This window comes from Aurantimonas sp. A3-2-R12 (genome assembly GCF_036016755.1).
Classification (GTDB): domain Bacteria; phylum Pseudomonadota; class Alphaproteobacteria; order Rhizobiales; family Rhizobiaceae; genus Aurantimonas; species Aurantimonas coralicida_A.
The window spans coordinates 1-12,284 of the sequence record NZ_JAYXIH010000024.1 but is presented as its reverse complement, the minus strand read 5'-3'; the positions used below and the strand labels follow the sequence as shown (position 1 = coordinate 12,284).

The 12,284-nt window shown below is 65.3% G+C and carries 15 protein-coding genes and 2 pseudogenes; 13 read left to right on the top strand and 4 right to left on the bottom strand.

The window, feature by feature from the left end; translation table 11 throughout:
* Positions 1–265: 265 nt before the first annotated feature.
* The 6 genes from VSX60_RS13435 (at position 266) to VSX60_RS13410 (ending at position 4,374) form a co-directional block, all read left to right on the top strand.
* A complete protein-coding gene (locus tag VSX60_RS13435; protein WP_327624721.1) occupies positions 266–1,153 on the top strand; it encodes a peptidylprolyl isomerase in 888 nt (295 codons plus the stop codon).
* A 179-nt stretch (positions 1,154–1,332) separates the two neighbouring features.
* Positions 1,333–2,574, top strand: a complete 1,242-nt coding sequence (gene argJ, locus VSX60_RS13430) for a bifunctional glutamate N-acetyltransferase/amino-acid acetyltransferase ArgJ (RefSeq protein WP_327624720.1) — start codon at positions 1,333–1,335, stop codon at positions 2,572–2,574.
* Positions 2,555–3,343 (top strand): GNAT family N-acetyltransferase, encoded by a 789-nt coding sequence (locus VSX60_RS13425; protein ID WP_327624719.1) that lies wholly within the window; start codon positions 2,555–2,557, stop codon positions 3,341–3,343. The genes argJ and VSX60_RS13425 overlap by 20 nt, the downstream gene beginning before the upstream one ends.
* Entirely contained in the window at positions 3,343–3,753 is a 411-nt protein-coding gene (locus VSX60_RS13420; protein ID WP_442872912.1) for a (deoxy)nucleoside triphosphate pyrophosphohydrolase, read from the top strand. The genes VSX60_RS13425 and VSX60_RS13420 overlap by 1 nt, the downstream gene beginning before the upstream one ends.
* Positions 3,754–3,868: 115 nt before the next feature.
* Positions 3,869–4,180 carry a hypothetical protein gene (locus tag VSX60_RS13415; RefSeq protein ID WP_327624717.1) on the top strand — a complete coding sequence of 104 codons (312 nt, stop codon included), beginning with the start codon at positions 3,869–3,871 and terminating at the stop codon, positions 4,178–4,180.
* The gene (locus VSX60_RS13410; protein WP_327624716.1) at positions 4,174–4,374 is read left to right on the top strand and encodes a Flp family type IVb pilin; all 201 of its coding nucleotides are present in this window, start codon (positions 4,174–4,176) and stop codon (positions 4,372–4,374) included. The genes VSX60_RS13415 and VSX60_RS13410 overlap by 7 nt, the downstream gene beginning before the upstream one ends.
* An 81-nt stretch (positions 4,375–4,455) precedes the next feature.
* Here the strand turns inward: VSX60_RS13410 and VSX60_RS13405 are convergent, their stop codons facing one another.
* A complete protein-coding gene (locus tag VSX60_RS13405; RefSeq protein WP_327624715.1) occupies positions 4,456–5,355 on the bottom strand; it encodes a class I SAM-dependent methyltransferase in 900 nt (299 codons plus the stop codon).
* Positions 5,356–5,514: 159 nt separating this feature from the next.
* Here VSX60_RS13405 and VSX60_RS13400 point away from each other — a divergent pair, with 159 nt between their 5' ends.
* The 4 genes from VSX60_RS13400 to VSX60_RS13385 are packed head-to-tail and all read left to right on the top strand — an operon-like array spanning position 5,515 to position 7,935.
* Positions 5,515–6,264 (top strand): ComF family protein, encoded by a 750-nt coding sequence (locus VSX60_RS13400; RefSeq protein WP_327624714.1) that lies wholly within the window; start codon positions 5,515–5,517, stop codon positions 6,262–6,264.
* Between the two features lie 40 nt (positions 6,265–6,304).
* Positions 6,305–6,562: a glutaredoxin 3 gene (gene grxC / locus VSX60_RS13395; RefSeq protein WP_327624713.1), complete on the top strand. Its 258-nt coding sequence runs from the start codon at positions 6,305–6,307 to the stop codon at positions 6,560–6,562.
* Between the two features lie 30 nt (positions 6,563–6,592).
* Positions 6,593–7,477, top strand: a complete 885-nt coding sequence (locus VSX60_RS13390) for a carbon-nitrogen hydrolase family protein (protein WP_327624712.1) — start codon at positions 6,593–6,595, stop codon at positions 7,475–7,477.
* A complete protein-coding gene (locus VSX60_RS13385) occupies positions 7,474–7,935 on the top strand; it encodes a DUF1178 family protein (RefSeq protein WP_327624711.1) in 462 nt (153 codons plus the stop codon). Before VSX60_RS13390 ends, VSX60_RS13385 begins: the two co-directional genes overlap by 4 nt.
* Positions 7,936–7,954: 19 nt before the next feature.
* Here the strand turns inward: VSX60_RS13385 and VSX60_RS13380 are convergent, their stop codons facing one another.
* Both VSX60_RS13380 and ubiG read right to left on the bottom strand, forming a co-directional pair.
* Positions 7,955–8,302, bottom strand: a complete 348-nt coding sequence (locus tag VSX60_RS13380) for a hypothetical protein (RefSeq protein ID WP_327624710.1) — start codon at positions 8,300–8,302, stop codon at positions 7,955–7,957.
* A 166-nt stretch (positions 8,303–8,468) separates the two neighbouring features.
* Entirely contained in the window at positions 8,469–9,218 is a 750-nt protein-coding gene (gene ubiG / locus VSX60_RS13375) for a bifunctional 2-polyprenyl-6-hydroxyphenol methylase/3-demethylubiquinol 3-O-methyltransferase UbiG (protein WP_327624709.1), read from the bottom strand.
* Positions 9,219–9,570: 352 nt separating this feature from the next.
* On the opposite strand from ubiG, the gene VSX60_RS13370 reads away from it, so the two are divergent.
* From VSX60_RS13370 to VSX60_RS13360, 3 genes and pseudogenes are all read left to right on the top strand, one after another.
* Entirely contained in the window at positions 9,571–10,608 is a 1,038-nt protein-coding gene (locus VSX60_RS13370) for a hypothetical protein (protein WP_327624708.1), read from the top strand.
* A 474-nt stretch (positions 10,609–11,082) separates the two neighbouring features.
* Positions 11,083–11,379 carry a hypothetical protein gene (locus VSX60_RS13365; protein WP_327624707.1) on the top strand — a complete coding sequence of 99 codons (297 nt, stop codon included), beginning with the start codon at positions 11,083–11,085 and terminating at the stop codon, positions 11,377–11,379.
* Positions 11,380–11,554: 175 nt separating this feature from the next.
* Positions 11,555–12,148, top strand: a pseudogene (locus VSX60_RS13360) (glycosyltransferase); the annotation flags it as partial.
* Between the two features lie 50 nt (positions 12,149–12,198).
* Here the strand turns inward: VSX60_RS13360 and VSX60_RS13355 are convergent.
* Positions 12,199–12,284: pseudogene (locus VSX60_RS13355) on the bottom strand (IS5/IS1182 family transposase); the annotation flags it as partial.

Genomic DNA, 12,284 nt, shown 5'->3' with positions numbered 1-12,284 from the left:
AGTCGCCGCTGCCCCGACCGGCCTGCCGGCCGGCTGCCGCTGATTCCGGGCAGTCGCCGGAATGTCGGAAGCCCTCAAACTTCGCGGAAGGCGGCTGGACTTTCAGAACGCGCGAGAGATAAGAGGGGGCCAAACCGATGTCAACGGCGCGCCGCCAAAGGCCGCCACGCCGCGCCGAGAGCTCGCACGAGGCCGCTCTGCAACCCATCTCGCGGCTTGGTATCCGGGCCCATTTCCCACCGAACCGCAAAGGACGGTCTTTGCCATGACTTTCGATCTCAGACTGACGCTCGCAGCAAGTGCTGTTGCTCTCATGACCTTCGCCACGCCGGCTTTCGCTGCCGAATCCGACGTCGTCGCCAAGGTGGGCGACAAGGAGATCACCGAGCGCGACCTCATGGCCGCCGCCGGTGCGATTGGCCAGCAGTTCGCCCAGATGCCGCCGGAGCAGCGCAAGCTGGCGTTGCTGTCCGCCCTGATCGACATCAAGGCCCTCGCCCAGGAGGCGGAGAAGGCCAAGCTCCAGGACGAGCCGGATGTCGCCACCGAGATCGCCTTCCAGCGCGAACGCGCGCTTCACAACGCCTATTTCGCCAAGAACGGCGTGGCGGCAGTGACCGACGAGGAGCTCAAGGCGCGCTACGACAAGGAAATCGCCACGGTCGAAGCCAAGCAAGAAGTCCACGCCCGTCATATTCTGGTGAAGACCAAGGAAGAGGCCGAGGCGGTGATCAAGCAGCTCGACGAGGGCGGGGATTTCGAGGCGGTGGCCAAGGAGAAATCCACCGGCCCGTCCGGCCCCGAAGGCGGCGACCTCGGGTTCTTCGGCGCCGGCCAGATGGTGCCGGCCTTCGAGAAAGCGGCGTTCGCAATGGAGCCGGGTACCTACACCAAGGAACCGGTGGAGACCCAGTTCGGCTGGCATGTGATCAAGGTCGAGGAAAAGCGCGAAGCGCAAAAGCCGAGCTTCGAGCAGATCAAGGATCAGGTGCGGCAAGTGGTCCTGCGCGAGAAATACATGAAACTGGTGCGCGATGCCCGTGCGGCGCTTTCGGTCGAATATGTCGACCCTGAGATGAAAAAGCAGGTCGAGGCGATCGAGAAGAGCATGGAGCCCGGCGCCGCGCCTGCCACAGAACCGGCCGCGAAATAGCGGTCCTTGGCCGAGAGCCGTCCGCCCGGTTTGCCGGTTTCGAACGCGCCTGGATCGGCGAATGGCCTCGGCTTCGGCCCGTCCGCACCGGTATTGGCCGACGACCGTGATGCGGCTGGTTTATCGCGCCGCCGAACGCCGTTCTTTCCCTTTTGCAACCGACTTGTTCCGGTGACGATATGACGACGACCGTCTCGCCGCTTGCCCCTACCGCCTTCGCGGTCCTGCCTCCGATCGAGGGGCTGCGGATCGCGACGGCCGCCGCCGGCATCAAATATGCCGGACGCACCGACGTCCTCCTGATGACGTTCGATGGACCGGCCGCGGTCGCCGGTGTCTTCACCACATCGAAATGCCCGTCTGCGCCGGTGGATTTTAGCCGTGAGAGCCTTCGCGGCGGCGTTGCCCGGGCGCTGGTCGTCAACTCCGGCAATGCCAACGCCTTCACCGGCAAGAAGGGGCGCGAGGCGACGGAGATGACCGCCGCCGCCGCCGCGGCGGCGGTCGATGCATCGCCGCAGGACATCTTTCTCGCCTCGACCGGGGTCATCGGCGAGCCGCTCGATGCCGGCAAGTTCACCGGCCTCCTCGCCGGACTGGCGGAACAGGCCGCCGGCAACGGGTGGCGCGAGGCCGCTGACGCGATCATGACCACCGACACCTACCCCAAGTTGGCCACGCGGCAGGTGACGATCGAGGGGACCGTCGTGACGATCAACGGCATCGCCAAGGGCGCCGGCATGATCGCGCCGGACATGGCGACGATGCTGTCCTTCGTCGCAACCGACGCGGCGATCGCGTCGCCGGCGTTGCAGGCGATGCTGACGGAGGCCGTGGCTCCGAGCTTCAATTCGGTGACGGTCGATAGCGATACCTCGACCTCCGACACGCTACTTCTTTTCGCGACGGGCGCCGCCGCGCGGCGCGGCTGCCCGGAAATCTCCGATGCCGACGACGACCGCGTCGCCGGCTTCCGCCAAGCGCTCGGCGATCTCATGCTCGATCTCGCGCGCCAGGTCGCGCGCGACGGGGAGGGCGCACGCAAGGAGATTCAGGTCACCGTCGATGGCGCGACCAGCGACGCGGCCGCCAAGCGCATCGCGCTGTCGATCGCCAATTCACCTCTGGTCAAGACGGCCGTAGCCGGCGAGGACGCCAATTGGGGCCGCGTCGTCATGGCCGTCGGCAAGGCCGGCGAAGAGGCCGACCGGGACCGGCTGACCATCCATTTCGGCGGCGTTCGTGTCGCCGAGGGCGGCGCGCGCGATCCCGACTATTCCGAAGCCGAAGCCTCGGCCGTGATGCGCGGGGCCGAAATCCCGATCCGGGTCGAACTCGGCCTCGGAACCGGACGTTGGACGGTCTATAGCTGCGATCTGACCAAGGACTATGTCGCGATCAATGGCGATTACCGAAGCTGAGACGATGCGCCAGCTCGCCGTCGTTCGGCGGCTCGAGGCGGCCGGTTTCCGGGCGTGGCCGGCGTCTTCGACCGCGTTCGACGGCACCTGGGCGGTGCGCCTGACCGCCTCGTTTCCCGCCAAACGCCTGAATTCCGTCAATCCGCTCGATCCATCCGACAATTCCGACATCGCGCAGCGCGTCGCGCGTGCCCGCGAGTCGTTCACGCAATTCGGCCGCGCGATCATCGTCCGGCAGTCGCCGTTGGCGCCCCCCGAACTCGTCAATTATCTCGACGCTGAGGGATGGGAGCGCTTCGACGAGTCGATCGTCATGACGGCGGACCTGACCCAACTCGATCTCAGCGCCTCGATCGAACGGATTCCGATCCGCGACACGGCGCGTTATGTCGAGGCCAGCCTTCAAGTCCACGAACGCGCGTCGACCCTGCGTACGGGGCTGACGGATATACTGGAGGCGATCCGACCGCCGACGGGCTTGTTCGTTCGCGAGAACGAGGCAGGAGCGCCGATCGCGGTGGCGCTCGCGATCCACGACAACGATCTCGCCGGCCTTCTCGACGTGGCTGTCCATCGTCGCGAACGCCAGAAGGGAATTGGTCGCGACCTCGTCGCAACGGCGCTGCGCTACACGGTCCACAAGGGCTCCAGGACGGGCTGGGTGCAGGTCGAGGCCGCCAACGCGGCGGGTCTGTCACTTTATCGTTCGCTCGGCTTTTCGGAAGCCTATCGCTACGTCTATCGCGCGCCGCCGGGCGGAACGCGATGATGTCGGCAGAACGTCGCCTGCTCCTCGTCGTCGCCTGCGCGCTGATCGATGCCGACGGGCGCCTGCTCATCGCCGAGCGTCCAGCCGGCAAGCCGCTCGCCGGCTTGTGGGAATTTCCCGGCGGCAAGGTCGAGCCCGGCGAGACGCCGGAGGCGACGCTGATCCGCGAATTGCACGAGGAGCTGGGCATCGTGACGAAGGCGGCCTGTCTGGCGCCACTGACCTTCGCCAGTCATTCCTACGACGACTTCCATCTCCTCATGCCGCTTTACATCTGCCGCCGTTACGAGGGCATCCCGGTCCCGCGTGAGGGGCAGCGGCTGAAATGGGTCCGCGCGACGCAGCTTCGCGACTACCCGATGCCGCCCGCCGACGAGCCGTTGATCCCCCATCTGATCGATCTGCTCTGAGGGCGGGCGGGAAAAATCGTTACACAGCCGTGAAAACGCACTGAGTTGCTTAAGAGCTTTTTCATTGTAAGCACGCATATTGATCCACGAAGCTTACCAGCTTTGTGAGGAAACGATGCGCGATTTCGAGGCTGATGACGAACTGGGCGGCGGACGCCGCGCGCCCGACTCCATCACGGAACTTCGAACCGGACTGTTCCGGGCGACGCTGCTGTTCGGATCGATCGCGCTGGCATTGGCCCTCATTGTCGCGCCGGCCGCCAAACGGGGGGCCGACTACGTCGCGTCAACCGCCCAGATCGACAGGATGGCAACGGGTTCCATCGGGTCGTCGAACCGGTACACCGTGCGGCGGAGCGTGCTGCAACGGTCAGGCGCGCGGCCCTGCGTGATCTTCTCGGATGGCGGGAGTACCGGCGCGTGCTGAACTGGCCACGGTCGCCTCGTCAGCCAGGACGCGCGCGCAAAGCGGCGAAGAAGCTTCTCCATGACGTCAGCGGGGCAACCGCCATCGAATACGTGATGATCGCCGGGCTGATTTCGATTGCGATCGTCGTGGCAGCCACCGGGATCGGCACGTCGGTCGTTTCCATGTTCGGCGGTGTTTTGGCGGCGTTCTGACCGTCAGGCCGCGCGCACCCTTGGTAATCGATAGTCATACCGAATGCGGCGGGGGCCGGTCGGAAGCGATTGGTCTGGCCCTCAGGTCAGATCGTCCGACTTGTCCTTGAGCGCCGCGGCGAGGCTTGTCCGGGCACTGCCTGGCCGCAGGGGCTTTTGCTGGCTGTCGTGCGGCCGCCAGCCGGACAGGTAGACGATGTCGAACGTGGCGCGAATGCGTCCGTCGGGATCGGCGAAGCGCTCGGCGTAGATCTCCGCCGCCCGCAGGAACAATCGCCGCGAGGCCGGACGACGGGACCGCTCGACCAGCATGTTGGCCATGCCCATTGCCCGCAAATCCGCCATCAGATCGAACAGCGTGTCGTAACGCACCGTCAGCCGATCCTGATCGGCCACCGGCAGCGCGAAACCGGCCCGTTGAAGCAGGCCGCCGGCATCGCGCACATCGGTAAATGGCGCGACCCTCGGCGAGACACCGCCGGTGATCTCGGCTTCGGCTGCGAGAAGGGCGGTCCGAAGCTCCGACAAGGTCTCTCCGCCGAGAAAGCCGCAAAGGAAGAGACCGTCCGGCCGGAGCGCCCGCCGGATCTGGACGAGCGTGCCCGGCGTGTCGTTGGTCAGATGCAGCGACAGCGTGGAAACGACGAGATCGACGCTGTCGTCGGCGAGCGGCAGGGCCTCCTCGTCGCCGACGCAGGCGAATTCTTCTCCCTCCAGCAGTGCCGCCAGCCGTTCGATCCGCACGACCCGGTCGGCCTGGCCGCCGGCGCGAAGCCGCGCCGCCATTTCGCCGGTGTGGCCGCCCAGGTCGACGGCGACCGCAAAACGCCGTTCGACTAGCGACAGCCGGTCGCCAAGTTCGTCGGCGATCGCCCGCAGCAAAAAGCCGGCGCCCTTCGGCGGCTCCGCGTCAAGCCAGCGCTGCCGCCGACGGTCGAGCAAAGCCCGATCGAAAACCTGGTGATCCAAAATATCCGGCATGATCCCTCAGCGCTCTGTCGAAGGTGACCGCGACAGCGCTTGTAGCTGACGGCGGGTGGCGTATCGTCAAGGGGACGGGGGCCATCCCTGTCGTCGAGGTGACCCGACCGGTCGACGTAGTCAACCGGGGGCACCCGGGCTGGAGGGCAGGACGAGGCAATGAGCCCATTCAAGCGCGGCACCGGAGCGGTCGGCAACGCGATCGGCCAATTGCTGTTTCCACCGGTCTGTCCGGGATGTCAGGCGGCCGTCACAGGAGTGGACACCGTTTGTCCGGCCTGCTGGGCGAAGCTGCGCTTCATCGAGCGGCCCTATTGCGAGGTTCTGGGGCTGCCCTTCGCCTATGATCTCGGCGAGGGGTTCCTGTCGGCGGAGGCCATCGCTGATCCGCCGCCCTTCGCCCGGCTGCGGGCCGCGGTGATCTACCAGGATCTTTCCGCGCGCCTGGTCACGGCGCTGAAATACGGGGATCGCACCGATCTGGTGCCGCTGATGGCCGGATGGATGGCCCGTTCGGGCGCGGAGCTTCTCGGCGACGCCGATGTCGTGGTCCCGGTTCCGCTGCATGCCGGCCGGCTGTGGCGGCGCCGGTTCAACCAATCCGCCGAAATTGCCCGGCTGCTCGCCCGCAACGCCGACATCGCCTTCGCCCCACTGGCGCTGAGGCGGGTGAAGCCGACCCGCAGCCAGGTCGGGCTCGGATCCCGCCAACGGCGGGACAATGTTCGCGGTGCTTTTCGCGTCATCGACACGCGCCGCGTCGAGATCGAGGGGCGGCGCGTCCTCCTCGTCGACGACGTCTATACGACGGGTGCAACCGCAGCGAGCGCGACACGGGCGTTGAAGCGGGCGGGCGCGAGGGATGTCGATGTTCTGACTTTCGCAAGGGTTGCGGCCGGCATGGAGTGAAGCCATATGCTTTCGGGCTCATAACCAGGAATGTGATCCAATGCCGGACGTCACCATCTATACCCGTCAGTTCTGCGGCTTTTGCAGCCACGCCAAGCAGCTTCTCGACCAGAAGGGCGTAGCCTACGAGGAAAAGGACGCCAGTTCCTCTCCGCAACTGCGTCAGGAAATGTACCAGCGGGCGAAGGGGGGCGCGACCTTCCCCCAGATCTTCATCGGCGAAACCCATGTCGGTGGCTGTGACGATCTCTACGCACTCGAGCGCGCCGGCAAACTCGACGCCCTGCTTACGGCGTGACACGATGTCGCTGACCGTTGGAGCCTTGTCATGACCGTTTTTCGCGCCGCCGTCCTGCAGATGCGCTCAGGGCTTGAGCCGCAGGCCAATGCCGAGGCCCTCGAAGGCCTGGTCCGCGAAGCCGTGGCCGAGGGCGCGTCCTATCTGCAGTCACCGGAAATGACCGGCATGGTCCATCGCGACCGCGCCGAGCTGATGAACCGACTTCGCTCCGAGGACGACGACCTCCTGGTCGCCACGGCCGGCCGACTCGCCAAGGAGCATTCGATCTATCTGCATGTCGGCTCAACAGCCATCGCGGCTGGCGATGGCAAGGTGGCCAACCGGGCTTTCCTGTTCGCGCCCGATGGCAGCCGCGTCACCACCTACGACAAGATCCATATGTTCGACGTCGATCTCGACAATGGCGAGAGTTGGCGCGAATCGAGCACCTACCGACCTGGAACGCGCGCGGCACTGGCTGATCTCAGCTTTCCCGATGGCGGTGCGCGGCTCGGCTTCGCGATCTGCTACGACATGCGGTTTGCGCATCTGTTTCGTGAAGAGGCGCTGGCCGGTGCCGAAATCCTGACGGCGCCGGCCGCCTTCACCCGCCAGACCGGCGAAGCCCATTGGCACGTCCTTTTGCGCGCCCGCGCGATCGAGAACGGCGCCTATGTGGTGGCGGCGGCGCAGGGCGGACGGCATGACGACGGACGCGAGACCTTTGGCCATTCGCTGATCGTCGATCCGTGGGGCCGGGTGGTCGCCGAGGTTGCCGGTGCCGAGCCGGGGATCGCGATCGCGACGATCGACACAGCCGAGGTCGCAGCGGCGCGGGCGAAAATTCCCAATTTGCAAAACGCGCGCGCCTTCGTCGTCGGCGATGAGACAGCGCAAATCCGCGTGACCGGCTCGCTCGAGGCGGCAGAGTGATCAGCTTCGCGCTCCGCTGCCGTCCCGCGGCCCATGCGTTCGACGGCTGGTTCAGGTCCGGCGAGGATTTCGAGCGGCAGGCCTCCGCCGGCTTGCTCGAATGTCCGATCTGTGGGGCGTCCGACGTCTCGAAGGCGTTGATGAAGCCCGCGGTTGCCGCCAGCGCAAAGACGAAGGCTCCGGGCGCCGTCGCCGGGGAGCCGTCCCAGCCGGTCGGGGAATTCGCCAACGCCGAGGCGGCGAAAGCGATCGCCAAGCTTCAGGCGATGGCGCGCGAATTACGGGCGAAGTCGGATTATGTCGGGCCGAAATTCGCCGAGGAAGCGCGGCGCATCCACTACGGCGAGAGCGAGCATCGCCAGATCTATGGCGAGGCCTCGGCGCGGGAGGTCAAGGGCTTGAGCGAGGAAGGCATCGCCGCCTTTCCGCTGCCGGGGCTTCCCGAGGACAAGAATTGACGCTGTCGTGCCTGCGCCGTCAGCCGCGCGCCGTGCGGGCGAGGGTCACGCCCTTGCGACGCGACGCGGGGTCGCTGTCGTCGAACAGACCGACTTCCGTCGCCTGGCTATAGAGGAGATCGCCCTTGGTGCCCGCGATCAGTCTGAGATCGCGGAGTTCGCACAGCGCGGCGACCTGAAACGCCAGTGAGCGAAGATGGACGCGATTATAGCAGAAAAAGGCCAATCTTGCCCGCGATGAACCCGGGATTTCCTGGATCAGGGCCTGTTTGGTCCGGCTGTCCGAGCGTAGCAGCAGAGCGAGAATCTCCAGATGGATCGGACAACTCGCCTCATTGGGTATGTTGTCTGTTTGTGCCGCGACCATCTCGCCCTCCAAAGTTCGCTACTCTACACGTGCCGGTTCCCGTCAGATTTCATGTCTGTGGTTGTGCACGCAAAGCGCGCCCGCAACAGAACAATGCAACCGGAAGCTTGCGCGCAGCTTGCTTGTCGCGACGGTCGCTGATTATCCACCGTTTTTCCTCAGAGGCTTAGGCGTCCGGGCGCCGCGCCAGCACCATGTAATTGACGTCGAGATCGCGGGAGCGGCGCCATGCGTCAGCCAGCGGATGGTAGACGACGCCCGCCTCATCGATCATCGAGAGCCCGGCCCGCTCGACCGGTGCCGCGATTTCCTCCGGCCGCACCAGCTTGGCGTATTGATGGGTACCCTTCGGCAGCCAGCCGAGCACATATTCGGCGCCGACGATCGCGAAGCCGAGCGCCTTGGGCGTCCGGTTGATCGTCGCCACGAACAACAGGCCCCCCGGCTTCACCATCTGAGCGCAAGAAGTCAGGAACAGCTCGACGTCGGCGACGTGTTCGACGACTTCGAGGGCCAGAACGACGTCGAAACGCTCGCCTCCCGCCGCGATCGCCTCGGCGGTCGTCGCGCGATAGTCGATGGCGAGGCCGCTCTCGGCGGCGTGGATCTTTGCCACCTCGATATTGGTTTCCGATGCGTCCGCGCCGACGACACTGGCGCCGAGCCTTGCCATCGGCTCGCAGATCAGGCCGCCGCCGCAGCCGATGTCGAGCACCGCGAGACCCTCGAAGGGGCGTCCGCTTCGCACGTCGCAGTCGAAATTCATCGCCAGCTGTTCGCGAATATATTCCAGCCGCACCGGGTTGAACTTGTGCAGCGGCTTGAACTTGCCGGCCGGATTCCACCATTCCTGGGCGAGGCGCGAGAAGCGCTCCACTTCGCCTGGGTCGATCGTCGTCTGCCGCGCCTCGGTCATTGCGTCTGCCCCGTCGATTGATGGCCGCGCCGATCTGTTCGTCGTCGCGTCGCCGGCTTCAGTATTTCAGGGCTCAACTTTCGGCGCTACCGCACGAAGTCAAGCCTTCTTCTCCCTCCTGCAGCCGGTGGCGTCGAGATATCCGGATAGGCGTGTGGGGGAGGAGGGCGAGTGCCAATTTCGAGCAAAGCCTGGGACGGCGCCGTAGAGTCTCCCGTCGACATCTGTTTTGGCGTTGAAGTGTATATGCGGGCGATCCGAGTCATTCTCATTATATTTTAATAAAACTTTAGTGAAACATGATTCGCGCTCGAGTCATTCATTTCAATTTGATTCTATACGTCAAAGGAGGGTGCGCGAAAGATTCATTGCCGCAGGGCGGAACGCAAAAGAATTCTGCCCGTTTGCAGTGATGAACTTGGAGAAATGGCGTGTTGTTGAAGCTGTGATGCCGATCACCAAATGTCAGGGAAGGGCTATCACAGTCGTTCCGGTAGATCGCCTGAACCATTTCGTCCATGCGGGCCGGCGGCGCGGTGCGTTGTGCGGACTTTCCCCTGTTTCGCGTCTCATCCTGCGGGCATCGATTGCGACTTGCGCGGTCGTTCTGGCCCAGTCAGGAGCCGCGCAACAAGCACGTTTGTCCGCGTCCCAGGATTCGCCGAAAGCCGTTGTCGCTCTTTTGGAGGCTGCCGAGCAGCCAGGAGCGCGCCCGGTCGCCGTGAGTCCTGTCGATCGACGCATCGCGCAGGCATTCGCCGTCTCCGCATCACGCCCCCATGTCGAGCGGGGACTGGTCGCAGTCGATGTTGCGGATTCTCCGATCTTCAGTCTGCGTATAGTTCTTTCCAAGCCACAGGCGGAGAGCGAGCGCAGTCCTGCTCCTGTGCCTGCGGCACGGTACGCCGCTTCCGACCCCAGATTGCCATTCACCTACATCCTTCGCGAACCTCTGGGCGCGCTGGACGGACCGAATGCTCCGATTGCAGATTACGTCGCGGCTTTCGCGCCGCAGGAGGGGCTTCCCTCTGGTGCGATTTCCCCGCTCGCCGACGCCCCGACGCTGACGCCGGGAACCGCGGTGCCTGTTCCCACAGGGCGGCCAGAGTGGAACGCCTCCAGTGCAGCCGTAACATCGCCGGATTCGGGTCGCTCCGCCGCGCCGGCGAAGGTCGCCCCACCGGCCCGGAGGGTCAAAGGCCCGGCCAGTCCAGCCGATCGGCCTCGCGAGGTGACGGCCCAGGCCCGACAGGCCAGCAATACCGGCTCCGTCGCGCCCGCTGTTGCTGAGCCCGCCGCTCGGCGGAAAAAAGCCCAGCCGCAAGCAGCGGTGCCGCCGGTGCCCAAACTTCCCGATTCGCTGCTGCCGACGCGACCGCCGGCGAACTGAACAATGACATCATGGAGCTTTCCAATGACGAGACCCGGTATCGTTCTTGCTGCCGCTGCCATCCTTTTGTTTCCCGCCACCGCTAGAGCGATCGACGTCGGCGCGGGCGGCGTGAGTGCCAGCGGCGGCCCGTCGGGCGGTGCGTCCGCCGGGGTCTCGGCAGGCGGGGTGTCGGCTGGCGCGTCGATAGGCGGCGATGGCGGAGGCGTTTCGGCGAGCGGTGCCGGAGTTGGAGTGAGCGCGGGGAGCAGCGGTGCCGTCTCTGCTGGCGCGTCGGCTGGCGGTACGTCCGCAGGGGTTTCGGCCGGTGGCGGTGACGCATCTGCCGGCGTATCGGCTGGCAGCTCTGGAACGAGCGGCGCTTCCGGAGCCGCGGCGGAAAACGCCGCCTCGTCCGGCCCGCAGGCGACCGGTGCTGACCCCACGATCGTTTTGCCTCGGTATCTTCGCCCAACAAGTGGTGGAGAGGCCGCTTTGCTCACCCGCGATGAGGCCTCGTCGGCTTCCATCCAGCAAATCGCCGGTACGCCTCGCCGCGTCCTCGGGGCCTGCAAGAAGTCCGTCGCGCAAGCCGCCCTGCCATACGGCTCCACCGAGGTGACCGTCAGGAGCTATGGGCAAATGAAGAGCCTGAAGGATGGTGGTTATCTGGCGCCTCTATTCACACGGATCACGTATAAGCGCCGGGGCGGGTACGAGGTCAGACAGGCTCCAATCTGGTGCCAAATCGATGCGAAGGGAACGGTCAGCAGCCTCCTCGACAAGGCTTGAAGACCGTCGGTCGCCTAACGGCCGAGCACCGGGTGAGGCAACGCGCTTGCCGTCCGGCGTCTCGTTCCACTGGGTGCCGTTCGCAAGCCGGGTAACGAATTGGCTCAAGCCTCCGCGGAACAGGGAAACGAGCCTTGTTGTTTGAGCAGAGGTTCCAGCCTCAACGGCACATCAGATGTTTCGCAAAACAGAAATCGCAAATTCCCCGGACGTAGCTTCGATCTTCGATCCGGCAGGGTCCGGCGCGCCAACGTCGGGTGCGACGACGAATGTCATCCATCGTCCTCCGTTGTTCGGCACGAAGCCTACGGCGCTCGACCTACGCCCGTTGGTCGCCGTCCCGGCGCGCGATGAGGCGGAGCGGCTTCCGGGGCTGATCCACGCTTTGGCCAAGCAGAGCTGGTTCCGGCGTGGCGGTGAACGGCTGGATGTCGTGCTCATTTTGAACAATTGTCGCGACGACTCGCTTGGAGCCGCTCTGCGCGCGGCGGAAAAGCATGAGAGGATTGCACTTCATGCGGTGACGGTCGCATTCGAACCGGTCGACGCCCATGCCGGCTCGGCGCGGCGGCTCGCATTGGACACGGCCCGCGCGCTGTGCCCGTCGGATGGGAGTGGCGTCTTGCTGACGACCGACGCCGACGCCGTACCTGCGAACAATTGGATCGAAGCCAATCTGGCTGCGATCTACCAAGGCGCCGATCTCGTCGGAGGACGCCTGATCGGCAATGTCGACGAGGAAGCCTTGCTTGGCCCGGCGTTTCTCCGCCGCGCGCGCGATCAGCAAGAGTTTGCCATGCTAGGCTCAGGACTCATTGATCAGAGCCAGAAGATGACGGCGGCTGCGATGCAGATGGCCGAGAAGAAGGTGTGGGCGCAACGATCGTAGCGGGTGTGAATGCGCC

Excerpts from the sequence above, each read along its gene's own strand:
- VSX60_RS13435 (WP_327624721.1), top strand. The coding sequence starts at position 266 with ATGACTTTCGATCTCAGACTGACGCTCGCAGCAAGTGCTGTTGCTCTC.
- argJ (WP_327624720.1), top strand. The coding sequence starts at position 1,333 with ATGACGACGACCGTCTCGCCGCTTGCCCCTACCGCCTTCGCGGTCCTG.
- VSX60_RS13425 (WP_327624719.1), top strand. The coding sequence starts at position 2,555 with ATGGCGATTACCGAAGCTGAGACGATGCGCCAGCTCGCCGTCGTTCGG.
- VSX60_RS13420 (WP_442872912.1), top strand. The coding sequence starts at position 3,343 with ATGTCGGCAGAACGTCGCCTGCTCCTCGTCGTCGCCTGCGCGCTGATC.
- VSX60_RS13415 (WP_327624717.1), top strand. The coding sequence starts at position 3,869 with ATGCGCGATTTCGAGGCTGATGACGAACTGGGCGGCGGACGCCGCGCG.
- VSX60_RS13405 (WP_327624715.1), bottom strand. The coding sequence starts at position 5,355 with ATGCCGGATATTTTGGATCACCAGGTTTTCGATCGGGCTTTGCTCGAC.
- VSX60_RS13400 (WP_327624714.1), top strand. The coding sequence starts at position 5,515 with ATGAGCCCATTCAAGCGCGGCACCGGAGCGGTCGGCAACGCGATCGGC.
- grxC (WP_327624713.1), top strand. The coding sequence starts at position 6,305 with ATGCCGGACGTCACCATCTATACCCGTCAGTTCTGCGGCTTTTGCAGC.
- VSX60_RS13390 (WP_327624712.1), top strand. The coding sequence starts at position 6,593 with ATGACCGTTTTTCGCGCCGCCGTCCTGCAGATGCGCTCAGGGCTTGAG.
- VSX60_RS13380 (WP_327624710.1), bottom strand. The coding sequence starts at position 8,302 with ATGGTCGCGGCACAAACAGACAACATACCCAATGAGGCGAGTTGTCCG.
- ubiG (WP_327624709.1), bottom strand. The coding sequence starts at position 9,218 with ATGACCGAGGCGCGGCAGACGACGATCGACCCAGGCGAAGTGGAGCGC.